Origin of the sequence: Flavobacterium sp. Arc3, assembly GCF_041431375.1 — a bacterium.
Lineage (GTDB): Bacteria > Bacteroidota > Bacteroidia > Flavobacteriales > Flavobacteriaceae > Flavobacterium.
In genome coordinates this window covers 144,675-170,077 of sequence record NZ_JASMRI010000010.1, presented here as the reverse complement: position 1 = coordinate 170,077, position 25,403 = coordinate 144,675, and the positions used below count along the sequence as shown (strand labels likewise).

Here is a 25,403-nt window from a genome sequence, read left to right as displayed (position 1 = left end):
TGTATAATCATATTTGACTTTTCTTTCCATAAAAATACCCCCAAATAGTGTCTAACTTTTTGGGGGCAGTCTAAAAATGTATCGGGTTTTTGTTTTATAGAGTTCTCTAACTATTATTTGCTCTTAAACTTCCAGTCAAATTCATCTTTTTGATTGATGATTGCACCTACTTCCACTTTTACAACCTCATCAAATTCTGTTTGAAAGATAATCCAATTATCTTCATTAAAATAGTTTTCGAAAGTATCAAATTCTTCCTGAGTGAATTTGGCTACTCCTTTTGCAGCCAATTCTTTTTTGACTTCACTGATTTTTCTATTAATCACTTTATGTCCGAATAACTCTAAATTTGGATTAGAAGCTACCATATACCCTAGTTTAAAGTCCTCCTCTTTGTAGAATGTCAAACGTATTTTAAGTGTATTATAAGCAAAAATAACGTTGTCATCTTCATCCTTATAGTTTCTATCCGGTTTACCGTATATCGCGGTAACATCCTTTTGTTTCATCCCGAAAATGAGTTGATCAATTCCGTTCTTTAAGTTTATTTTCATTATTGAGAAAGATTTAAATTTTTAAAACTAAACGACAAAGGTATTTCCTTTTTTAAGATTAAACTCCCTTTTCAAAATTAAAGTTAAACTGCATAGACTATCAATAGCAATAAACTCCCAAAAGATAAAAATGAATAAAAATTTTGATTACTTCTTACTTCTCTTCTTTTTATTAAAAATCTTCTAAACGCTATCAAAAGTACGATTAATAATAAGCCATATCTTATCTAACATTTCCTGAATTATTTAATTCTAAAATCTTTCAGAATGAGCAAAGAGAAACAGTAATAGAAACTTCTGCTATTAAATTATTTTAAATTTTACTATACACTGAAAAGAGAATAATCATTATGTCAAGAGATAAAATCTTACATTAATTACAGGAAACGCTATTTTTCATTAACTTAGTTCCCGATATTAAAAAAGTACACCAACTTCATTTTTTTTACCAAAAAAACAAGAGATGATTCTAACAACCTTGGAATCTAATTTTAATAACTCCGTTTAATAAATAACAATAATTTAAAATTTCAAAATGAAATCACTCCAATTTCTAAACCTCCCAATTTTCTTATTCACTGTATTAGTTTCTTATTCACAAAACGAAGCCAAAACGACGAAAACAAAAGAGTTCAAAGTAGAATTTGAACAATTCTCCTTAGACAATGGCCTGCATGTCATTATGCATATTGATCGATCTGACCCCGTAGTTGCGGTTGCCTTAACTAGCCATGTGGGATCAGCAAGAGAAAAAGCCGGTCGTACTGGTTTTGCCCATTTATTTGAACATCTTTTATTTTTAGAGTCAGAGAATCTAGGAAAAGGTGGTTTGGATAAAATGAGTGCCCGTATTGGAGGTTCTGGTGCCAATGGTTCCACGAGCAGAGACCGCACAAATTACTTTCAAACTGTTCCAAAAGACGCCTTAGAAAAAATGATTTGGGCAGAAGCCGATAAACTAGGCTATTTCATTAATACGGTGACAGATCCAGTTCTCGCTAAAGAGAAGCAAGTCGTAAAAAACGAAAAAAGACAGAGCTACGACAATAGACCTTATGGGAATAATTTTGCAATAATCAATAAAAATTTATATCCTGAAAACCATCCTTACCATTGGGAAGTAATTGGTTCTTTAGAAGATTTACAAAATGCATCTCTTCAAGATGTAAAAGATTTTTACAACCGCTGGTATATTCCTAATAATGTAACGCTAACCATCGCGGGGGATTTTGATGTAAAACAAGCCAAAGCATGGGTGCAAAAATATTTTGGCGAAATTAAACGTGGTGAATCTATTCCTAAAATGGAAAAACAGCCCGTAACCCTGACTAAAACTAAAAAATTCTATTTTGAGGATAATTTTGCTCGTTTGCCTCAACTTACACTAACCTGGCCCTCTGTTTACGAATACCATCCTGATAGTTATGCACTAGAAGTTCTGGCCAGTTATCTTTCTAAAGGCAAGAAAGCGCCTTTATACAAAACACTGGTAGAAGATAAAAAACTAACCGATGAAGTTGAATTATCACAATACAATTCTGAAATAGCAGGACAGTACATCCTTAATGTTGTTGCTTTCGACAAAACAGATTTGAATACCGTGATGAATGGAATTAACGAAGCCTTTAAAAACTTTGAAAGCCATGGTATTTCGCAACAGGATTTAGATCGAATTAAAGCAGGACAAGAAACTGCATTTTACAACGGACTATCTAGTGTTTTAGGAAAAGGCTTTCAGTTAGCCCAATATGAAATCTTTGCAGGAACTCCTGATTTCATTAATCAAGACGTAAAAAACATCCTTGCTGTAACCAAAGAAGATGTGATGCGAGTTTATAAAAAATATATAAAAGACAAACATTTCATTGCGACTAGTTTTGTACCAAAAGGCGAAGCTAACTTAGCTTTGGAAGGGTCCACTTTAGCAAAGGTCGCTGAAGAAAAAATCATTGAAGGTAAAGAAGAATCATTTGACGCAAGTATTGCCGCAACTTATGAAAAAACACCTTCGAGCTTTGACCGAAGTGGCGAACCTGCCTATGGCGAAAGTCCTGAGGTTGTGCTGCCAACAGTATGGAAAGAAAAATCACCGTCAGGATTAACACTCTTAGGAATAGAAAACTATGAAGTGCCGTTGGTAAAATTTCAAATGCAAATAAAAGGAGGGATGTTACTGGAAAACCCCGCTAAAATTGGTGTTTCAAATATGCTAGCACAGTTACTTACTAAAGGAACTCAAAATAAAACGCCCGAGCAATTAGAAAATGCGATCGAAAGCCTTGGAGCCACCATTAACGCATTTGCAACCGATGAATCCATTATGATTACTGGAAACACACTGGCAAAGAATTACAATGAAACAATAAAATTAGTTCAGGAAATTATATTACAGCCTCGCTGGGATACTAAAGAATTTGATTTAATAAAACAAAGTACATTAAGCCAAGTGCTACAGCAAAAGGCGGATCCAAATAGTATTGCGAAAAATGAGTTCAAAAAATTAATTTACGGAAAAGAATCACTTTTATCGAATAATCGAATTGGTACTGAGAACTCAATTAACAGCATTACCCTTGATGATTTAAAAACGTATTACAACCAAAACATTTCACCTTCTGTTACTAATTTCCAAATTGTAGGAGCCGTTTCAAAATCGCAGGTGAATAGTTCTTTAGCTACTTTAAATAAAAACTGGAAGTCTAAAGAAGTTGCTATCCCAACAATGAAAATTGCAGATGCACCAGCAAGCTCTAAGATCTATTTCTACGATGTTCCCGGTGCAAAACAATCAGTAATAAGAATTGGATATCCAGCGCTTGCTGCCACAGACGCAGATTTCTATCCTGCTGACATTATGAATTACCGTTTAGGAGGAGGTAGTTTTGCATCACAGCTTACGCAAGAACTGCGTGAAGGAAAAGGTTACACTTATGGAATTGGCTCGTCTTTTGACGGTTCGAATAACAAAGGTCCTTTCACTATTTATAGCGGAGTACGATCAAATGTAACTTATGAATCAGTAGGATTAATAAAAGAGATCATCGAAAAATATGGTACTAATTTCAATGAAAACGACCTCAATATCACAAAAGGATATTTGATTAAAAGCAATGCCAGAGAATTTGAAACAATGGCCTCTAAATTGAACATGCTTTATGAAATAAGCAACTACAACTTCCCAGTTGATTACGCTAAACAAAGGGAGAATACAGTAAAAAACATTACAATTGCAGATATAAAAGCGCTTTCTGACAAGTATCTAAACTCCAGCAAGATGATTTATTTAATTGTAGGGGATGCAGAAACTCAATTGAAAAAATTAGAGCAAATTGGTTTTGGAGAACCAGTTCTTTTAAATAAAAAGACAACTAATAATTAAACTAAACAGAATAAAATTCAGCTTATGAAATTGCCAATAGACGATAAAAAATTTCTCTTTCTACTTTCTTCCGTAACAATTGTTATCACTTTAGAAATTTTGTCGATTATTGGCATACACATTCCTATGCCCTACGCACCTTATATTTTCGCCGCATTTATTATAGGTATAGGTCACGAGGTTTTGATGAATGGTATAAAAGCAATTTTTAAACTTAAATTCAGCAGCATTAATTTACTGATGACCATTGCTGTTGTTGCTGCCTTTTATTTAGGCGAATATCCCGAAGCGGCAGTTGTTATTGTCCTTTACGTTTTAGGTGAACGTCTGGAGGATATTGGTCTTGAGAACTCAAAATCGGCATTGGACCAATTAGTGAATATAGCCCCAAAAACCGCTTTTGTAAAATTAGAAAATAAAAATATTGCAGTAAATAAAGTTTCTGTAGGGACTGTCATTCAAGTAAAACCAGGTGAAATGATTCCATTAGATGGAAAAATAACATCTGGAGAAACTACCGTTGATGAAGCAGCAATTACCGGAGAACCTATCCCAAAAGACAAACGCCACGGCGATATTTTATTTGCGGGAACGCTCAACAAAAATGGTTTTATCGAAATGGAAACTACAACCCTTTCCATAGACACGACCTTTGCAAAAATAATTCGGCTGACATTTGAAGCTGCAGCGTCCAGAGGTGATACCCAAAAATTTATCCAACGCTTTTCTAAATTCTATACGCCTACAATAATCGCAATGGCGGTTTTGGTTTTTGCAGTCCCCGTTTTCATACTGCACTTGGATTTTGATCTGTGGTTGAAACAAGCCATTACGCTCTTAGTGATTGCCTGTCCATGTGCACTTGTAATCTCTACACCGGTTGCTATCTATGCTGCTATAGGAAATGCTTCCGCAAAAGGGGCTCTGGTAAAAGGAGGGAAATACATCGAGGCCATGGCTCAAGTGAAAGCAATTGCCTTAGATAAAACCAGAACCATCACTTATGGTACTCCAATTGTTACCGATGTTTTTCCGTTAAACGGAACTAGCCGCGAAGAATTGTTAGCTTGTACTGCTGGAACAGAAGTTTTCTCTGAACACCCATTGGCGCAAGCCATCGTAACAGCAAGCAAAGCGGAGGGATTTGAACCGCATAAAGCCGAAGGTTTTAAAAGCATCATGGGGAAAGGAGCTATTGCAAGGTGTTTAGTTTGTGAGAATGAAACTGTTTATGTAGGCAAACTTGAATTCATTCGAGAATATCATGAAGTAAATGAAGAGGCTGAAAAAATTGTCGAACAATTAGCTTCCGAGGGTAAAACAAGTGTAGTTGTCAGTTTTGGTAAAGGCGTAGCTGGTATTATTGGTTTGACCGATGCCATTAAACCGGATAGTATTACTGCTATAAAGGAATTGCAAGCACTTCATATCGAATTAATAATGCTAACGGGCGACAGTGAAAAAGCAGCTCACTATGTTGCTAAAAAAGTAGGTGTTAAAAAAGTATTTGGAGGCTTGCTTCCAGAAAACAAATCGGAGGAAATGAGTGCCCTACTAAAAGAATATGGTAGCGTCGCCATGGTGGGTGACGGTATAAACGATGCGCCGGCTCTTGCATTGAGTACCGTGGGGATTGCAATGGGAGCTGCTGGGAGCGATACCGCAATTGAAACGGCCAATATTGCCTTGATGAACGATAAACTTTCCCTTATTCCGTTTTTGATTCGTCTCAGCAAAAAAACCTTGCTAAGAATAAAAATCAATACGATAGGAGCCATCACGGTAAAAGTAATTTTTATCGCATTAGCCTTTATGGGCTATAGTAATCTGGTTTTTGCAATTGCTGCAGATGTTGGCGTTACTTTGGTTGTAATTTTATTGAGCCTAAACTTGATGAAATTTGAAAACAAATAAAGGCCAACTAATCTCTTGCTTAAAAAAAATATAGCTATCAACTGACTTTCCGTTTTTAGGGGATAAAAACAAGAAAAAATTAATTAGAAATTCCGAATCAATTTTCAGAATTAAAATTTAGTAGACCATCTACTGATAATCCTTTTTGTGTAGTCTTTCACTTTAAAAAAATTAATTTTGAGATAATAAATTGGATATAATTCATTAACTTTCATACTGATAGACAAGTAACCCTTGCCTTATCAAGCTTTTTAAAAATTAAATTAAAATGTTAGATAATGAAAATATCGTTTGAAAAAAAAATCTTTCTAGGATTTGTTATAAATGTACTTGTAGTCATTGCTTCAGGATGGATTTTCATTTCACGTCTTGACAAGCAAAGAGACGAAACATTGGATGCGAGATTAGATTGGATAGAGGTTGCTTTATTTGCACTATCCATCATTTTATTAATTGTTGTCTATTTTATTATTCATTCGCAATTAAAAGCTAAAAAAGCATCTCAAAAATCACTATTCGACAACAGGCAATTACTTCAGTCTATTATTGACAATACATCCAATCCCATTTTTATAAAAAGAATAAACGGAGAATATATATTGATCAACAAACAATTTGGCGATCTATTTAAAATATCGAATGATGAAATCATAGGAAAAACAGACTTTGATTTTTTACCAGAAACTGTTGCTGACACCTACAGAAACTCCGATATTGAAGTCGTAAAAAAACTACGTGAATTGAAGACCGAAGAAACCATACAGCAAAAAGATGGCGACCATACATACATAGCTGTAAAGTTCCCTTTATATGATTCAACTGGAAGAATCTATGCCATCGGAGGGATATCTACCGATATTACTGAAAGAAAGGAAATGGAGAAGTCTTTAATTGCATCTGATAAATTCTTTACTATGTCGGCAGAAATGATGATTATTGCTTCATCAACTCACTTTGTTAAAGTAAATCCTGCTACAGTTAGAATACTAGGTTATTCTGAAGAAGAGCTATTAAGCCAGCCCTTCCTCAACTTTGTTTATCAAGAAGATAAAACAAATACAGAAGGGGAAGTGGTTAAACTGGAAACTGGAGCTACTACGACACAGTTTAAAAACCGATATATAGGTAAAAACGGATCTATCAAATGGATTCAGTGGTCTACCTTTCCTGACGTAAAAACGGGTTTATTGTATGCCGTTGCCACTGATGTAACCCAATCGGTTGAAATTGAAAAATCATTAAAAGCAGCTGATAATTTTTTCAATATCTCATTAGATATTATGATTATCGCTTCTAGGGAAAATTTTGAAAAAATAAATCCTACAATGATTAAAACGTTGGGGTATTCTGAAAAGGAGCTTTTAAGCCAGCCCTTTCTCCACTTTGTACATCCTGATGATAAGGAAAGTACCCAAAAGCAAATTGAAACGATTCGAGATGGCTCCCAAGTACTGGAGTTTAAAAATAGGTGGATTTGTAAAGACGGCTCTACTAAATGGCTTGTTTGGTCTGCCATTGCTGACTCAAAAACGGAATTAATGTATGCCGTCGCTCGAGATATCACAACACTTGTACAATTAGAACAAGAGCAACAACAGGCAATTGATGAACTTTATGAAAACGAACAAAAATTAAGACTGATTCTAGAGAATATAAGCGAAGGTATTATTGTTGCAAATGCACAGAAAAAAGTAATCATGGCAAATTACAATGCAAATGAAATGTTTGGAATTGAAGAAGATGATCTTATATCACCTAATATTTCAGACCATTTCGAACTCTACTTTCCTGATGAAAAGACTGTTTTTCCTTCACAAAATTTACCCATGGAACGAGCATTAAACGGAGAAATCACAAATGATATCGATGTGGTCCTGTGGAACTCTGCTAAACGCGAAAAAAAACGAGTTCTTATTAGCGGCAGACCATTAGTAGATCAGGATAACAACGTAGTTGCTGCTGTTGTTACTATAAAAGACATTAGTAAATACAAACACTTAGAGGAAGAATTAAAAAAAACAGAAACAAAATACCGACAATTAATTGGTTTTAGAAAAGAGGAAGATGAGAAAGAGGAAATAAAAGAAGATAATGATACAAAAGAAGAAGATGGCAAAGAAAAAGAATCCAAGCTTGGAGATTAGTTTAAATCTGTTATAGCATCAACAAGACGCTGCTTAACATCCCCAAACCACTCTTCTCTAAGGATGCTTAAAATAATAGTATCGCGTCGCAAATCGCTATTGTAAGTTGGCATATGATTTCGTAGTACCCCTTCTTCCTTACAGCCGAGACTTTTCATCGCGGCAATACTTCTTTTATTATCATTATCCGCTCTAAACTCGACACGTTCTACCTCAAGAGTTTCAAAAGCAAATTGTAATAATAAAAACTTACAGTGCTTGTTTAACCCTGTTCCTCGATATGCTGCACCGTACCAAGTATATCCTAATTGCAGTGTTTTGTGCGCAACATTAATATCATAAAAACGAGTACTACCAGCATATTTACCGGATTTTTTATCGAAAACAATAAATGGAAACTCTATTTTTCTTTCTCTAGCTGCTAGTGCTATTTGAATGTATTTTTCTAGATTCTCTTTTCCGTTAGCACGTACCAAAGAATATTTCCAAGTATCAGGCTCGTTAATTGAAAAATCTAATAAATTATCTAAATCAGTTTCTAGAAGCGGTCGAAGTAAAACCGTTTCATCCTCGAGAATTAAGTTAGGGAAAGAATCAAAATTCATTTGCTAATTATCAGATATCAGTATTATGGTAGTTTTTACTTCGATTGTGTAATTTGAATTCCTATTTATTTACAAAATAATACTACTCAGGCGAATACATTTCATCGTAGCGCATAGGAACTTGTGGGTCATATAATGGACATTTATATTCTTCCATAATATTCATTAACTGATCCATTGTCTTCCCTTCGGTACCATAGCAATCGATCTGTATACTTTGAGGTGTTGTTAGTACTTGAAAAGCACCTACTCCAGTGGTATTTTTCCAGCTATTTTCATCTACCTTTTCCCATTTTGAAAATACAGAAGCTATTCTATTCATAATTACTTGAACAGGAAGTTCTTCTAAGCCTTCAATAGTTGTTTCTTCATCGAGTGCTTCATACACTTCTTGATGGTTTAAGTAAACCTCCTCTAAATATTTCCAAAAAATTAATTCGTACATATCATTGTGTTTTTAGCCCTGATGGAAGTGGCATCCTTTTATTGTCTCGTTTTTTAACGAGACGATAAAAGATACAACGGACAGCAGGAATAGCTCCTAATTATATTAATATTCGAAAGTTCCGTATTCGCTGGTGATTGTCAATTTTTTAGTATCTGCTGCTTCTACCCTTCCTACGATTTGTGCATCAACGTTGAATGATTGCGAAATAGCGATAATCTCCTGCGCAACTAGTTCAGGAACGTATAATTCCATGCGATGTCCACAGTTAAAAACTTGATACATTTCTTTCCAATCTGTTTTAGACTGTTCCTGTATCAATTTAAATAAAGGAGGAACTGGGAATAAATTATCTTTTATGATGTGTAGGTTTTCTACGAAATGTAGAATTTTTGTCTGTGCTCCGCCACTGCAATGTACCATACCATGAATAACTGTAGCATCATATTGATCTAAAATTTTCTTGATAATAGGTGCGTAAGTTCTGGTTGGCGAAAGCACTAATTGTCCGGCATCGATAGGAGAATTCTCTACGGCATCAGTCAATTTTACTTGTCCTGAATAAATTAAGTCTTCTGGAACCGCCGCATCAAAACTTTCTGGATATTTGGTAGCCAAATATTTTCCGAATACATCGTGACGTGCAGAAGTTAATCCATTGCTTCCCATTCCGCCATTGTAGCTTTTTTCATAAGTAGCCTGACCAAAAGAAGCCAAACCTACGATCACATCCCCTGCTTTGATATTAGCATTGTCAATGACTTTAGAACGTTTCATACGAGCTGTAACAGTAGAATCTACGATTATGGTACGAACGATATCACCCACATCAGCGGTTTCCCCGCCAGTTGAATGAATGGTCACGCCAAAGGAATCCAGTTCTTTTATCAGTTCTTCGGTTCCATTGATAATAGCCGAAATTACATCAGCAGTAATCAAGTTTTTGTTTCTACCAATAGTAGAAGATAACAAGATATTATCAGTTGCTCCAACGCACAATAAATCATCAATATTCATGATTAAAGCATCCTGGGCAATCCCTTTCCATACGGATATATCACCTGTTTCTTTCCAGTACATATAAGCCAGAGAAGATTTTGTTCCTGCCCCATCAGCATGCATGATTAAACAATATTCCTCGTCTTGGGTAAGATAATCAGGAACAATTTTACAAAATGCTTGAGGAAATAATCCTTTGTCAATATTTTTTATGGCGTTATGCACATCTTCTTTGGATGCCGAAACACCGCGAAGTGCATATCGTTTACTAGTATCTGAACTCATGTAGTGTAGTTGTGTAAGCTGCTTTGAGGCAGCTGGGTTGTTTGGCAAAGATAAATATTTTTTTTGGGTTTTGTGTATTCGCATTTAGGAAGTGTTTAATGTAAGAAGCAGAAGCATTAATAAAAATTGAAAACAAAAAAAATACCCAAATCGCTAAAGATGGGTATTTTTACTCGTTTATTTTTATCATTCCCAATCCGGCATGCTAGCATTGGTAAACAAAACTGTTCGTAAACTTCCGACACTAAGTGAGGGGGGAGTATACTTTATAATGTTTTTAGCCGATATACCATCGTTAGAAGTGTTCATTAATATTAACTCAGCTTCATTTGGAGAATACCTTACATCTAAGTCTAATGTTCCTGATATTTTCTCCATTCCTATCTCACTAACTACGTTACTATTAAAAGTATATTGAAACACTCTCGTGTCCAATTGTCTATAATTAGCATCTTCAAAACCTGACACGTCTTTTGTGAAAATTAATTTCTGAGCATTAACAGAAAAATTTAAACCTCCAATAGCTCCACTCGACCCAGATATAACCTGATTAACAATTGAACCCGCAGTATTAATTACATAAATTTCTGCATTATAACCGCTAGCATCATTTACCTTCAAGGCAATTTTTGTTCCATCATTACTCCAATCACATTCTGATATGAACTTCCCATTTGCAGTTTGATAAATTTTAGTCAAACCGCTACCGTCATTATTAATTCTATATAATTTATCAAAATAAGGATAAATAATTTGGCTTCCAGATGCGTTCCAAGAGAAATTAATAAAATCCGAATTAAATCCAGCAATAGGAACCGAATTAGTCAGTTTAAGAACACCTGAACCATCTTGATTCATTGTGTAAATATGATTTTGAGCACCACTTGCTCTAATAAATGCGATTTTTTTAACTTGATTATTTTTTCTTGGTCGCCAGCTATTAATACTCGAATTAGTTAATTGTAATTCATTTCCACTCTCATCACCTGAATAAATCACGTAATTATTGCTTTCTTTTTTAACAAATAAAAATCTTGCATTTGGAAAAGCTGTTGTAGTAAATGTTCGAATGGCGCTTAAAACTGGAGGATTTACGCCATCTGATACTGAAACCTGCCAATAATACTTAGTGCTATAAGTTAATCCCGTTAATGTATAGTTAGGTTTAGAAATATCTGAATAAACTACAACATCATTACTACTATCTTTTCTTAATGTAACTTCATACTTTAAGCTATCTTTTTCAGTATCTGTAGCTGTCCAAGTCAATTTTAATTCTAGAGTTTGATTAATTGCATTATCAGCAGGTGTCACAAGGACAGGTGCCGTTGGTGCCTTATTATTAGTAGTTGATAATTTTAGCTCAAAAACTAAATTAGTCGATTTACCACTATTTACAGTAGCAGCCTCATACGTAGTAATATAACCATCCTTTTGAGCTTCAAAAGAGTAATCCCCAACTTTGACATTGGGAACAACAAACTTTCCTTCCTCATCTGTAAAAACAATGCTTGAATTTGGACTCGAAAACACTTTTACGTTTGCCAAAGGTAAAAAAGTCAAAGCACTAACTACCTTTCCTTCTACTGTGCCATATTCTTCACCAGCAATCTTTTCTTCACTACAAGAAGACATCAAAACTAGAAGAACAAAACTGATTTTAAGATAAATATTTTTCATCATTATGGAATTAATATTATTTATGAACTAAGACTATTTGTTTTTGGTATTAGTATTACCTTTATTATCTAACGATTTTTTTTATTTGAAAAATAGTACGTTAGACCTAAACCAAAACGATAATAATAATCATCCCGAACTCCTCTTTCTATATAATCAATATTATCGCTAAAATTGAGATTATGCTCTCCAAACATTTTAATTCCTATATTATCTGAAGCCATGTATTCCAAACCAAGTCCATACTGAATTTTGGTATGAGTATTATCAAATTTTGAATTAAACCCATAACCTGCTCCAGCAAAAATATAAGGTGTTAATTTATCTTTTGGCAACAAAATCAACTCTGCATTAAGATCTAATGTCGCATATCCGCCATCAAAAACATATTTATTAGCTAGTTTAAAAACATTTGTTGAGGCGCTTAAATTAAAACCAGGAGTGAAAAAATACTTTAAGGCTCCACGTGCCATTGGTCTGATTTCTGAATTTCCATAATCACCATCCATCAAAGTCGCACCTCCACTTACTTCTATTGCAAATTTAGACCTTCTTTGTTCGAGTTTTCTTCCATAAATTGTTGCAACACCAGCATCTTGATTTTCTTTGTTGTACTTTTTTAACAAAGAATCAATCTCTGGCTGAGGAATATTTGCTTCCCAAATTCCTTCTTCAATCCCTCCTAAAACCATTGATTCTACAGCTTTTTCAATTGCTTCAGTTACTGCCATATGAATTGGTTCATTTGTAGTATAACCTGTTTCTACTTCTAAAAGCCGTTTGAAGTTGACATAGCGAAATAAACTTTCATCAATAGCTTGTGATAAAATAGTTTTAGATATATAAACAGATTTAAGAATTTTACCATTAGAAGTCGATACCATTCTCAAATAGATAGTCACACGATCTTGACGATATTTTACCGAACCACCTGCACCAAAATAACGCGCACCAAAACCACCTGTAATTATGTTTGAATCGTATGACACAATTCCGCCTTCTAATAGTACTCCAGCATATAAAAGAGGCGTTAACTGTGGTTCATTAGGATTAGCATTTTTATTATATTCTTGGCGAGTAGAACGAATTAGGTTTCGTTCCTGTAATAAATTACCAATATTCTCTCTTTCAATTGGAATAAACCATTTGGAATCCTCTAGTGCTTTTATAAGTATTGAAGTAGCACCCTGGGTTACTGCTGTACTAAAACTGCTTCCGTTTTCTACTGCTTTATATTGTCCTGTTTGGTCCCTGAACTTGTAAACACCAACAACAATCTGCTGTTTAGGCTCAGGCAAATCTTTTAACAGAGAAGTTGCAGGAGTGCCTTCTCCTATAATTGCTTTTTCGATTCCAGTTGGCTGATTATAAAATGCTCCACAACTGGAAAGAAATAAGAGTAAAAAAAAGTAGGTTAGAATTCTCATAATTATTTATTTGGGATTATTACTTGTGTTTGCTCACCTGTGGTAGTATCGAGTATATTTATCGACAGACCATTCGAAGTAGGATAAACATCTATAGCATAACTCCCAAATGTATAAGAACCCTCCGAAAGACCATCTGTTCCAAATTGTTGCTTATAAAGTAAGCTAGATACTTGACTTAATAATTGTGAATTTAAACTAGCCTTAAACTGCTCTAAATCCGTTTTAGTTTCAGTTTCGCTTGTTTTTTCTTTAAATTTATTTTGATTCTCTGCGCTACTCATTAACCATTGATAATTGAAAGTATCCCCGCCAAAAGCTGGATTAACTGGCTTATATACTAAAGCTTGTGCTTTAATAGTAAATGAAAATAAAAATAAAATCAATGAAAAATAGATGAATTTCATAATAAAAGAATAAAATTAATACTGAGTGAAATATTTGCTTTGTTTTTCTTTTTCTTTTAAGTAATAATAGGTTCTGCTTATTGCTTCATCAGAAACCGCTTCTAAGAATTCGTCGTCAGGCCTTACGATAAACTCATATATAATCTCATTTTCAATTGTAATAGTTATTTTTGTATTCCTAGCAAAACTATATTCTTCTCCTATTACAACAATGTCCTTTGCGTTTATTCCAATATCATTATATTTATAGTAATATTTATCATAAAAATCTTTACCTACTCTTGTTTTAGTATCATCAGTTATAATACCTCTCATAACAAAACTATCATCTGGTACAGCTAAGGTCGTTATCTGCTGTTCTTTTTTTTTTCTTCGCCTAAAACTAAACGGTCTTTACTAATAATCTGTTTGTCCTCATTAAAAAATATTAATAATATAATTACTTCGTCATCACTAGCAATATTAACCTGAGTAGTTGACAATTTTATTAGTTCATTTGGCTTTAAAATAAAAACTCCTTCCTGAGCATTTGTGGAGTTATTATTATTTGCGTGATTGTTTTTTATTACAGATAATTTATAAGATGCGCTTTTTGTAATATCTGTTTGATTTTCTGCAGTTCCTGTAATTTTAATATTGCCCTCACTTTTTTCAATCTCAATTTTAGCCCTTACTTCATCTTGAGGTATGGGATTTTGGGCATAAAAAAATGTACTAACAAACAAAAGAATTATACTAAAATATCTATTTACTAATTGCATTTTAAAATTTATTTAATTTATTTAAAATAATTATAGCAGCTTCTTTTTTATTAAAAACAGAAGAACTAAAACTTTTAACTAGACAATATCCCTCTCTTATCCTAAGTAAACTGAATATGAAAGAAATACTTAATTAAAAAAAATGAGATAGCCATAAAAACTATCTCATTTTGTTTTATTCTCAAAATATTACATTCCGTTATTTTGAGTAACAGTAATTGAATTGTTATTTCCTTTTGAATAAGCAATACTTTCATGACCATTACCAGTTTGCATAACTGTTGCAGTATTATATTTCCCTATTTGCAAAGTATTATCTAATAACATAGTCCCATTTTGAGTTGTAGTTGCTGTGTTTTCCGTTCCATATTGATAATGGTTAGAAGTATTTCCTATAGCACCCGGAGACGTTTGATTCTGAACTGAGTGATTTTGAACCCCACCTTGACTAGCATAAGCGGTATTACCATTACCATTTTGAGTTTGAATCGCATCGTTATTATAATTTGGTGATACCGGAACTGGAACTGCGGCTACAGCGGCCAATTGAGTAGAACTAAAAACAGACCCTACTTTTGGTTTTTCGTTACCATTTGTTCCTTGATCAATCGTCGCAACATTAAGGTTACCCGTTTGAACTTGTGTTGCCCAATCAGATCCACGGGTAGCTTGTGGTGCTCCTTTAACTTGGTCCTGCCAAATCTTAGCTTTATTTTTATTACCCGTTTGAGTTTGAAATGCCTCATTGTCTTTATTATTTTGAGAAATAAAGGCACCATTGTCGTTACCAATTTGCATTACAACTGCAGAATTTCTTAGTGCATCATAAGCAACAGGTTTATTAGCTTTAGAAGGTTTAATCCCTTGATAAACTTCAGACGTATTACGATCCCCTAATTGATCAACATCTGATTCATTATTGTGACCCTGTTGTTTAACAATTGAGACGTCCAAATTCCCAACTTGATTCACATCTGACATGTTTACCTGAGCCATCCCAACCGAACCTACTAATAACATCGCGGAGATGCTTAAAAAAACTTTTTTCATAATAAATATATTTAATTGGTTATTAATACAAACTATTATGTAGGTTTAAAAAAGTGATTTGGGAACCTCTTTTTCATCATAACAAATAACAAGATTTTTAGTACTAAAAAACAACTCTTATTTGACTACTACATCTCAAATATATAAAAAATATATCGAAAACACCCCAATATTAAAGACTTGTTTTACAGGAAAATAGCTATTTTCGATAAAACGCAAGACTTTGACGATGACCTACATATATTTTTTCAACCTATGCAGCTATGGAGAGACTCAATTCAATTTGACAATAAAATTCGCACAAAGAAATAGCCTGATTCATAAAAAAAATTACGAAAATACCCCAAGAACTCATTATCAAAATCACAATAAAATACTATTCTCTGCCTTGGCAGTTACAAGGACTCCATAAAATAAAACAAGGAGGATTTTCAACTATCTCAATTTGTCCTAAGAATAATATTCAGGAACAAATCAATTATTTATTTAATCCTTAAAGAAGTTAGTTTTATTAAAAAAAACTACAATTATCGCAAACAAACCATAACAAAAGATCATCAAGCTTGAGACTAAATTAAAGCCCTTAAATAAATAGAAGGCGCTACTCGTAAGACAGCTTATTGTAGCAGAGAAAAAAGAATCAAAATTGAGACTGAAAAAAAACTGAATTCGAACAATCAATCATTTTAAATAAAAAGAGTAACAAACATTGGTCTTAAACTGATATTTATTCAGGATTGAAGATGAGATTATTTTAAACGAAAAACATGAAAATAAAACTAATTAAGTTGCTTTAAGTACTCTTAATTTTAGAAAAAAAACTAGAAAAGATCCTACGAATAAAAATAGCAAACCAAATTATCTAGAAATCATTTAATAAATAATGACCTGAGGTTTCATTATTGCAATTACCTATTCTATCCGAATCACATTTATTCTCAAAACATAGACACTATAACGCATAAAAAACATCTACAAAGATGTTTTCTTGTTGTTTAATATATAATTTTTATTCACCTATACCTTTTTTGACCCGTAAAAAAAGATAATTTAAACGATGCACTTTTAATAACATCAGTTTGATTTTCTACTATTACTATTCCTATAATAGTAATAGTATTTACACTTTTTTCTATTTCCATTTTTCCCGTACTAATTTTTTGAAATGGGCATTATGAACTTACACATATATAACAAGAAACGAAAGTATAATACTAAAACCTCTATTTACTAATTCTATTTTTAATTTAACTTGTTTAAAATAATAACAGAAGCACCATTACCAGTTTGTGAGACTTTCATATCTTTTGATATTGAATTAGTTCCTATACTTTTTATATTTTGATTGCTTCCATTCTGAATCATTTGGGTGTTCACATCATAATTTGTCCTGAAGGAATAATCCTCAATTTTACTATTGTTTCCCTTTTGACTAACATCGACAAAAATATTTTTAGCCTCTTTAACTAATGAGTATTGATTATTATCACCATACTGATTTAACGAAATATTCGATATTTTAGATTTTACATCAATTAATGCATAATTATAATCGCCAATTTGCTGAATAGAAACGCCTGAATTTTGATTGTTTAAATAAGCATCTTTAGTGTTTTCATTTTTAGCTGAAGATGAAAGCACACTTAAAGCAGCTTCTTTTTTATCAAAAACAGAAGAACTATAGTTTTTAACCAACGAATTTTCATCTCTATCCTGAGAAAACAGAAACTGAGTACAAAATATAAGAAGTACAAAATTTAAAAAAAGAGTTTTCATTTTATTTATTGTTAAATTAAAAAAATGAGATAGCCATAATAACTATCTCATTTTGTTATATTCTCAAAATATTACATTCCGTTATTTTGAGTTACAGTAATTGAATTGTTATTTCCTTTTGAATAAGCAATACTTTCATGACCATTACCATTTTGTGTAACAGTTGCTGTATTTAAATTTCCTATTTGCATAGTATTATCTAATAACATAGTCCCATTTTGAGTTGTAGTTGCTGTGTTTTCTCTTCCATATTGATAATGGTTAGAAGTATTTCCTATAGCACCTGGAGACGTTTGATACTGAAAAGAGTGATTTTCAACTCCACCTTGGCTAGCATAAGCTGTATTACCATTACCATTTTGAACTTGAAGCGCATCGTTATTATAATTAGGTGAAACGGGAACTGGAACAGCTGCTACAGCTGCCAATTGAGCACTACTAAAAACAGAAGGTGCTACTGGTTTTTCATTACCACTTGTTCCTTGATCGATTGTCGCAACATTAAGATTACCCGTTTGCTCTTGTGTTGCCCAATCAGAACCACGTGTCGCTTGTGGTGCTCCTACAATTTGATCTTGCCAAATAGTAGCGGTATTTTTATTACCCGTTTGAGTTTGAAAAGCTTCATTATCCTGATTACTTTGAGAAATAAAAGCCCCATTGTCATTACCATTTTGCATTACAACTGCAGAATTTCTTAGTGCATCAAAAAGGCCAGGTCGAATTCCTTGATAAACTTCAGACGTATTACGGTCCCCTAATTGATCAACATCAGATGCATTATTGTGACCGTTTTGATCTACAATTGAGACGTCCAAATTCCCAACTTGATTCACATCAGATGTGTTTACTTGAGCCGTAGCTACTGAACCTACTAATAGCATCGCGGAGATACTTAAAAAAACATTTTTCATAATAAATATATTTAATTGGTTATTAATACAAGTTATCATGTAGGTTTTAAAAAAGTGATTTGGGAATCCTCTTCTTCATAATAAATAACAAGGTTTTTAGTATAAATACATACCCCTTATTTGATTATTACATTTCAAAGATAGAAAACATTTCTCGAAAAAAACCAGTATAAACACCTGCTTTTCACTGATATAGTCATGTTTTCGATGAAACGCAAGACTTTTACGGTGAACTACATTATTTTCCTCATATTAGTATAAGAAAAAAATTACGTCATTACCTTTTTAAATATAAATGCTATTTATTCGACCATTTAATAAGAATTCAATTATAAAAAACTAACTAAACTAACTAAACTATAATTACAAATACAAAAGCGCTCAAAAATTAATCGCATCATAAAGTCATTTAATATACTAATCCAATAAAGGAATCTATGACGAAATCAAGTAACACAAGTGCATAATTTTACAGCACTATTAATGTATTTTAAACCTATAATAATATAAGGCACTTTATACCGGCTATAATCTTTATTCGCTATACCATTGCCCTAATCAAAACTTCTACTCCACGAAAGTATTTTTAGCCAAGAATAATATTTTTTTTGTTCTACAGGATTTATACCATAAAAAAATGCCTATCCAAAACGGATAGGCATTTTCAATCTTAAGACTGTTTGCTTACTATTTTGTAAACAACAATTCTCTGTATTTAGTTAAAGTCCATAGTTCATTATCAACTAATAGCTCTAATTTATCACAATGCTCACGAATCACTTCAAAATACGGTTTTACGTTATCACAGTATGCTTCAGCCATTTCTTGACCATCAGTCAACACATTCGCTTTCTTTCTTTCGTTAGTCATCTCAAGTACTTTAGAATTGATCCCTTCGATATGTTTAGAAATGCTTTTGATTAAAACAATTTGCTCTTTAGCCACATTTTCAAAGTCAGCTCCAAAGATATTTTTCAACCCGCTCACATTTTCAATCAAAGTATTTTGGTAACGAATAGCAGTTGGAATTACGTGGTTTGTTGCTATATCACCTAATACTCTACCTTCAATTTGAATTTTCTTAGTATACTCTTCTAATTCAATTTCGTAACGTGCTTCAACCTCAATATGATTCATGATTCCTAAATCAGAAAACAAATCTAAGGCTTGTTTAGATGCTCTAGCTTTCAATGCCAGGGGAGTCGTTTTAAAGTTACTCAATCCTCTTTTCCCTGCTTCTATTTCCCATGCTTCACTGTAACCGTCTCCTTCAAAAAGGATTTTTTTAGAATGCTTGATGTATTCTCTCAAAACATTGAAAATCGCATCGTCTTTCTTCATGTCTTTCGACTCAATTAAAGCATCTACTTCTTTCTTGAAATCTCTCAATTGTTTTGCAACGATAGCATTTAATGTAGTCATTGAATTAGAACAATTAGAATTAGAACCTACTGCTCTGAACTCAAATTTATTTCCTGTAAAAGCAAATGGTGAAGTTCTGTTTCTGTCTGTATTATCCAAAAGAACGTCTGGAATTTTACCTACAACATTCAATTTTAAATCTGTTTTTTCTTCTGGAGATAATTTCCCTGCTGTTACGCCTTCTAATTCAGCTAAAACTTTAGTCAATTGTTCTCCAATAAATACAGAGATAATAGCCGGTGGCGCTTCATTTGCACCTAACCTATGGTCATTACCTGCAGTTGCAATAGCACCTCTTAACAAAGATTCATGGTCATGTACTGCTTTTATAGTATTGATAAAGAAAGTCAAAAACTGCAAATTGCTCATTGGCGTTTTACTTGGACTCAACAAGTTTACGCCTGTATCTGTTGCTAATGACCAGTTATTATGTTTCCCTGAACCGTTTACTCCTTTAAATGGTTTTTCATGAAATAACACTTTCAAATCATGACGCTCTGCTACTTTCTCCATCACATCCATCAACAAACAATTGTGATCTACAGCAAGGTTTGTTTCTTCGAAAATAGGTGCCAACTCAAATTGATTTGGAGCTACTTCATTGTGACGTGTTTTTACTGGTATTCCAAGTAACATACATTCTTGCTCTAGATCTCTCATATAAGTAAGTGCACGGGTAGGAATTGAACCAAAATAATGATCATCCAATTGTTGCCCTTTTGCAGATGTATGACCTAACAAAGTTCTTCCAGTCATCATAAGATCTGGACGAGAAAGTGCCAATGCTCTATCTATCAAGAAATATTCTTGCTCCCATCCTAGGGTTGCAGTAACTTTCTTTACATTTTTATCAAAATATTTACATACCTCAGTAGCAGCTTCATCCATAACCTGTAAGGCACGTAACAAAGGTGTTTTATAATCTAAAGCTTCTCCTGTGTAAGAGATAAAAACCGTTGGAATACATAATGTAGTTCCAAATATGAATGCTGGAGACGTAGGATCCCAAGCTGTATATCCTCTCGCTTCAAAAGTATTTCTAATTCCTCCGTTAGGAAAACTAGATGCATCTGGCTCTTGTTGCACTAATTGTGCTCCTCCAAATTTTTCTACTGGATCACCACCATCATATGAAGTTTCAAAGAAAGCATCATGTTTTTCAGCAGTAGCTCCAGTCAATGGTTGAAACCAGTGTGTGTAATGAGTTACTCCTTTAGACAAGGCCCACTCCTTCATACCCATTGCAATATAGTCCGCTAATTTTCTGTCTATTTTAGTTCCATGCTGTACTGCACCTTGAACTCCTTTAAAAGCGTCTGAAGTCAAATATTGCTTCATTGCTTTATCATTAAATACATTTGAACCGAAAAGAATTGATTTTTTACCAGACTCTTCAAATTTAATTGGCTTTCTTGTTGATGCTTCTCTCAAAGCTTGGAAACGTATTGTTGACATAAAAATTATATTTAAAAAATTAAACCCCTATTATTGAGGTGCAAATATAATTCAAATAATGTTTTTATAAAATTTTACCTCTAATTTTTTAGGGTAAAACCAATTAAATTATGTTTTTCGTAAAAAAAACCTTTAATACTGACAACATATTAATTTTAAGCCCGTAAATCTCCAAATTGACATTTCAGCTAAACAATAAGCCTCTTTTTACCTTTAAGATTCAACTTTATAAGAATAAATTTCACAGTTAGCAATCAAAAAGTATCTTTGTAAATCTATAAAACAACTCGATTTATGATTGTCTGGATTTCTTTCTTTATTATCGTTTTTATAATCCTAGCATTAGATTTAGGTGTCTTCAATAAAACACCCCATATTATTAGCACAAAAGAGGCTACTAAGTGGACCGTAATTTGGGTAACACTGTCTTTTCTCTTTTCTGGGGTTATTTACTGGATATATGCTAACAATTATATTTCTAACCCAGACGGACTAAAACCTCTTGCCGCATCGATAAAATTCATTACTGGATATTTAATAGAATTATCTCTTAGCGTCGATAATATATTTGTGATAGCTATTATCTTTTCGGCTTTTAAGATTCCACAAAAATACCAACACAGGGTTTTATTCTGGGGTATACTAGGCGCCATCGTTTTTAGGGGTTTAATGATCTCTTTTGGTGTTTTATTAATCCATAAATTCTTTTGGGCTACTTATCTCTTTGGCTTCTTCCTGATTTTCACAGCAATGAAAATGTTGTTTTCAAACGGAGAAGAAAAATTTGAACCTAAAAAATCATTTGTATATAAAAGTTTAAAAAAGGTAATTCCTATTTCAAACCATATCGATAAAGAACATTTTTTTGTAAAAAGAAGACATATCACCGCTGCAACACCCTTATTCGTTGCATTGGTAATTATTGAAGTTATGGATGTTGTATTTGCCATTGATAGCGTTCCCGCAATTCTAGCTATTACAAGCGATCCCTTCTTAGTATTTAGCTCTAACATTTTTGCCATATTAGGATTGCGATCCATGTATTTCTTTTTGGCTAATATGATTGAAAAGTTCAGCTATTTAGAATTTAGCCTTATTGCTATATTAAGTTTCGTAGGCCTTAAAATGATACTCCACGAACTTATTGAAATTCCAGAGTGGGCTTCATTAGTTTTTATTGCCATTTCTCTTTTAGCAGGAATTGCAGTCTCGTTATATATGAGCAAACGAGAAACTACTGAAGAAAACTAAACACGAAAATACAATTTATGGCCCCATGCCTTATGAAGAAACATATTGCAAATAAAAAAAGGAAATCGCGAGATTTCCTTTTTTTATTTGCAATATTCACAATATTAAAAACTAATATTCTGAATTTGACTTTCCTTTATATTTAAGGCCGCTATCACATCCGCGTAATTATTTTTATTAATTGAAGTAGAAAAACTACCAGGCACAATTACAATACGAAAAGTTTGATTGCTTATGTATGACGGCGTTGTACTTAAATCATAATCACCTGCTGCATAAATTGTAAAATCCTCTTTGCTAAAATCAAAATCATAATCTAACTCACCTTCAGATAGAAAGAGAGTTCTTGGAATAAGTTGCCACACTGGAGTGTTAGCATCTATTGTCCCACTCATTCTATAAATCAGTACAACATCCGAAGCAAATATCAGAGGATCTAATACTCGATAAATAGAGTAACCGTCTGTAGCATTGTAATTAAAATTGACATTTTTAAGTTCAAAAACTTCTCCCAGTAACCCATCCTGTCCATCAAAGCCAGGTTCGCCCTGAGGTCCTTCACAACTTGAAATGAAAATCATTCCAATAATCGCTAAAATTGTACTAATCTTTTTCATAACTATCTTTTTTAAATGGTTCTCTTATTACTATTTACATTTCATTAACTATACCAAATTTAAACATTAAACCATTAATAATCAAGTAAATAGACACAAAACACTCACTCCAACTACAAAAAAAACTATTTACCTTTTATTTTTGACCAATAAAAAAGGGAACATTGCAGCTCCCTTTTTTACTATAAATTTAATTATTAAAGATCAATTTTCTGAATCTGGTTGTCTTTTAAATTCAAGGCCGTAATAACGTCAGAGTAACTATTTTTATTCACTGATTTAGCATAATTAGCTGGTACGACCACAATTCTAATTACCTGGTTGACTCTAAAATTTGTAGACACAGACTGTAAATCATTTCCAACCATATAAATATTTACATCACGATTTGTATAATCATATCTAAAACCAAAATCTAATGCACCATTATTATAATAGTAGGTTTCCGGCAATAATTCCCATATATCTCCTTGTGAGTTAGATCCAGATAGTCTGTACGTCAAAACCACATCCGAAGAATAAATTGGCGGACTAAATGCTACCAGTCTACTGAAGCTATTATTCGAATTGAACGAAGTCGTTATTTCAAAAACTTCAGTTCTCGCAATTGGCTCAATTTCAAAAGTTCCTGATGTTGTGCAACTTTGTAAAGTGAACAAGCCAGCAATGGCTACAAATGTAATTATTTTTTTCATGTTTTTATTTTTTAGGGTTTCTTATTTTCGTATATTCATTAACTATGCCAAAATTTATATTGTAAAAAAAACACAGCATTGAAACATGGAAAAAAAACTAAAATTACACATGGTTATGCTAGGCTGTACGCCGGCTGGGCGACTTACGGAACAACATGATATTTTCTTTGGAATTGGAGCGTCCCTAAAAGATTTGATCCCAGAAATGAAAGCTTTTTGGCCCGAGGCCAAAGGAAGAATCCATATCGATGCCTGGCGAGAAGTCTCAGTCGTGGACAATTTTTCGATTGAAATTATACCTAAAGAAACCGTTGAAAACACTAATTTAGACCATTTATTTTTTATCAACTTAGGTGGTTATAAGGAAAATGAGTTTGAAGAGTACCATTACAAAATGCTAACCGTTGCTACATCTATAGGACTCGCCTCCAAGAAGTCGAGAAGAACCACATTTTACAAGCATTGTGGCTTTAAGGGTGCTGGCGTCTCGCATATCGACGATAAATACGGAATCGATATTGACGACATTTATAAGGTAACTGACATCTTGAATAGTCAGCTCAAAGAAAAATATTCCATAAAAATAACCAAGTCAGAAACGAAACTACAAGAAGACGTTTTGCATATTGGGTACTTAAAAATATCCGGAATTAAGTAAATTATTTCATTAAAGGACGTGTTTTATCAAAACAGCTTGAACAAAATTATGTTTATTTTAATACCTATTTATGAATTGCTCCTTACTATAATTTGTAATTTTATGGTACTAAGAGATTAAATTTACAAAATTATGGAAAAGAGAATAGCTATTTTAGCAACAAACGGATTTGAAGAAGTTGAGTTAAGCTCACCTAAAGAATATTTAGAAAAACAAGGTTGGAGAGCCGAAATCGTGAGTCCAGAAAGCGGAAGCATAAAATCATGGGCTTCTACTGACTGGGGAAAAGATTATAAAGTTGATCAAGAATTAAAAAATGTTAAAGCTACTGATTATGATGCTTTAGTTCTACCTGGGGGAGTTATTAATCCAGATAAATTAAGAACAAATGAAAATGCTTTGGCTTTTATAAAAGATTTTTTTAAAGCTGGAAAGCCTGTTGCGTCAATTTGCCACGGTCCACAAATTTTAATTAGCGCTGGACTAGTTAAAGGACGAACAATGACTTCCTATCCTTCTATAAAGGTTGATTTAATCAATGCTGGAGCAAATTGGCATGATCAAGAAGTTGTTGTAGATCAAGGATTAGTTACGAGTAGAAATCCTAATGACTTACCAGCATTCAATAAAAAATTAGTAGAAGAAATTAAAGAAGGGAAACACCAGCAAGTAGTTTAATCTTTATAAATAAAAAAAATGCAGAAAATATTTTCCGCATTTTTTTTATTTAAATCACTTTTCAAACGCTATTTCTAGGTATACTGATAAAGGACCATGTGTCCCGTTTTTCTTGGCAGCAAAACCTCCTTCAAAGTAGTAGATATATGTTAGCTCAATAGTAGTAAGCAGTAGAAATGAGAAAGCCTTCCATAAACGGAAGGCTTTCTCTTGAACAGATCCCGATAAAAATCGGGATAAGCGATTCACACACTTTTTTTGCAAAAGCAAGGCACTCTTTTCTAATT

General features: G+C 33.1%; 22 protein-coding genes. 6 read left to right on the top strand and 16 right to left on the bottom strand.

Going from position 1 to position 25,403, the window contains the following annotated elements; genetic code table 11:
* Window positions 1-113 precede the first annotated feature (113 nt).
* On the bottom strand, window positions 114-554 hold the full coding sequence (locus tag QO200_RS09525; RefSeq protein WP_371539104.1) for a hypothetical protein: 441 nt from the start codon (window positions 552-554) through the stop codon (window positions 114-116).
* 535 nt (window positions 555-1,089) lie between these two features.
* Here QO200_RS09525 and QO200_RS09520 point away from each other — a divergent pair.
* The 3 genes from QO200_RS09520 (at window position 1,090) to QO200_RS09510 (ending at window position 7,991) form a co-directional block, all read left to right on the top strand.
* Entirely contained in the window at window positions 1,090-3,933 is a 2,844-nt protein-coding gene (locus QO200_RS09520) for a M16 family metallopeptidase (RefSeq protein ID WP_371539101.1), read from the top strand.
* A gap of 24 nt (window positions 3,934-3,957) precedes the next feature.
* Window positions 3,958-5,847, top strand: coding sequence for a heavy metal translocating P-type ATPase (locus tag QO200_RS09515; protein ID WP_371539099.1), 1,890 nt, complete (start codon window positions 3,958-3,960; stop codon window positions 5,845-5,847).
* Window positions 5,848-6,125: 278 nt separating this feature from the next.
* Window positions 6,126-7,991, top strand: coding sequence for a PAS domain-containing protein (locus QO200_RS09510; protein WP_371539097.1), 1,866 nt, complete (start codon window positions 6,126-6,128; stop codon window positions 7,989-7,991).
* On the opposite strand, the gene QO200_RS09505 is transcribed toward QO200_RS09510, so the two are convergent.
* The 12 genes from QO200_RS09505 to QO200_RS09450 form a co-directional block, all read right to left on the bottom strand.
* Window positions 7,988-8,596, bottom strand: coding sequence for a GNAT family N-acetyltransferase (locus QO200_RS09505; protein ID WP_371539095.1), 609 nt, complete (start codon window positions 8,594-8,596; stop codon window positions 7,988-7,990). The two genes, QO200_RS09510 and QO200_RS09505, sit on opposite strands and share 4 nt — an antisense overlap.
* Window positions 8,597-8,678: 82 nt before the next feature.
* Complete coding sequence (locus tag QO200_RS09500; protein WP_371539094.1) at window positions 8,679-9,041, bottom strand: hypothetical protein; 363 nt, start codon at window positions 9,039-9,041, stop codon at window positions 8,679-8,681.
* A 105-nt stretch (window positions 9,042-9,146) separates the two neighbouring features.
* Window positions 9,147-10,325: an AIR synthase related protein gene (locus tag QO200_RS09495; RefSeq protein WP_371539118.1), complete on the bottom strand. Its 1,179-nt coding sequence runs from the start codon at window positions 10,323-10,325 to the stop codon at window positions 9,147-9,149.
* A gap of 186 nt (window positions 10,326-10,511) precedes the next feature.
* Window positions 10,512-12,008: a carboxypeptidase regulatory-like domain-containing protein gene (locus QO200_RS09490; RefSeq protein WP_371539092.1), complete on the bottom strand. Its 1,497-nt coding sequence runs from the start codon at window positions 12,006-12,008 to the stop codon at window positions 10,512-10,514.
* Window positions 12,009-12,073: 65 nt separating this feature from the next.
* Complete coding sequence (locus QO200_RS09485) at window positions 12,074-13,432, bottom strand: CsgG/HfaB family protein (RefSeq protein ID WP_371539089.1); 1,359 nt, start codon at window positions 13,430-13,432, stop codon at window positions 12,074-12,076.
* 2 nt (window positions 13,433-13,434) lie between these two features.
* Window positions 13,435-13,839: a curli production assembly/transport component CsgF gene (locus QO200_RS09480; protein WP_371539086.1), complete on the bottom strand. Its 405-nt coding sequence runs from the start codon at window positions 13,837-13,839 to the stop codon at window positions 13,435-13,437.
* Window positions 13,840-13,854: 15 nt separating this feature from the next.
* On the bottom strand, window positions 13,855-14,154 hold the full coding sequence (locus tag QO200_RS09475) for a CsgE family curli-type amyloid fiber assembly protein (RefSeq protein WP_371539083.1): 300 nt from the start codon (window positions 14,152-14,154) through the stop codon (window positions 13,855-13,857).
* 32 nt (window positions 14,155-14,186) lie between these two features.
* Window positions 14,187-14,600, bottom strand: coding sequence for a hypothetical protein (locus QO200_RS09470; RefSeq protein ID WP_371539080.1), 414 nt, complete (start codon window positions 14,598-14,600; stop codon window positions 14,187-14,189).
* Window positions 14,601-14,789: 189 nt separating this feature from the next.
* Window positions 14,790-15,650 carry a hypothetical protein gene (locus QO200_RS09465; RefSeq protein ID WP_371539079.1) on the bottom strand — a complete coding sequence of 287 codons (861 nt, stop codon included), beginning with the start codon at window positions 15,648-15,650 and terminating at the stop codon, window positions 14,790-14,792.
* A gap of 1,242 nt (window positions 15,651-16,892) precedes the next feature.
* Window positions 16,893-17,426, bottom strand: a complete 534-nt coding sequence (locus QO200_RS09460) for a hypothetical protein (protein ID WP_371539076.1) — start codon at window positions 17,424-17,426, stop codon at window positions 16,893-16,895.
* Between the two features lie 71 nt (window positions 17,427-17,497).
* On the bottom strand, window positions 17,498-18,340 hold the full coding sequence (locus tag QO200_RS09455; RefSeq protein ID WP_371539072.1) for a hypothetical protein: 843 nt from the start codon (window positions 18,338-18,340) through the stop codon (window positions 17,498-17,500).
* Between the two features lie 687 nt (window positions 18,341-19,027).
* A complete protein-coding gene (locus QO200_RS09450) occupies window positions 19,028-21,217 on the bottom strand; it encodes a glutamine synthetase III (protein ID WP_371539069.1) in 2,190 nt (729 codons plus the stop codon).
* Between the two features lie 294 nt (window positions 21,218-21,511).
* Between QO200_RS09450 and QO200_RS09445 the strand changes: the two genes are divergently transcribed.
* A complete protein-coding gene (locus tag QO200_RS09445) occupies window positions 21,512-22,468 on the top strand; it encodes a TerC/Alx family metal homeostasis membrane protein (RefSeq protein WP_371539066.1) in 957 nt (318 codons plus the stop codon).
* 104 nt (window positions 22,469-22,572) lie between these two features.
* Here QO200_RS09445 and QO200_RS09440 read toward each other — a convergent pair whose 3' ends face one another.
* Together QO200_RS09440 and QO200_RS09435 are read right to left on the bottom strand one after the other, a co-directional pair.
* A complete protein-coding gene (locus QO200_RS09440; protein WP_371539064.1) occupies window positions 22,573-23,085 on the bottom strand; it encodes a hypothetical protein in 513 nt (170 codons plus the stop codon).
* 197 nt (window positions 23,086-23,282) lie between these two features.
* Window positions 23,283-23,780, bottom strand: coding sequence for a hypothetical protein (locus QO200_RS09435; protein WP_371539062.1), 498 nt, complete (start codon window positions 23,778-23,780; stop codon window positions 23,283-23,285).
* A gap of 85 nt (window positions 23,781-23,865) precedes the next feature.
* On the opposite strand from QO200_RS09435, the gene QO200_RS09430 reads away from it, so the two are divergent.
* Together QO200_RS09430 and QO200_RS09425 are read left to right on the top strand one after the other, a co-directional pair.
* Window positions 23,866-24,438 (top strand): DUF1543 domain-containing protein, encoded by a 573-nt coding sequence (locus QO200_RS09430; RefSeq protein WP_371539059.1) that lies wholly within the window; start codon window positions 23,866-23,868, stop codon window positions 24,436-24,438.
* A 132-nt stretch (window positions 24,439-24,570) separates the two neighbouring features.
* Window positions 24,571-25,116 carry a type 1 glutamine amidotransferase domain-containing protein gene (locus QO200_RS09425; protein WP_371539057.1) on the top strand — a complete coding sequence of 182 codons (546 nt, stop codon included), beginning with the start codon at window positions 24,571-24,573 and terminating at the stop codon, window positions 25,114-25,116.
* A gap of 54 nt (window positions 25,117-25,170) precedes the next feature.
* Here QO200_RS09425 and QO200_RS09420 read toward each other — a convergent pair.
* Window positions 25,171-25,403: hypothetical protein (locus QO200_RS09420; RefSeq protein WP_371539055.1), on the bottom strand; the 233-nt coding region annotated here is incomplete at its 5' end.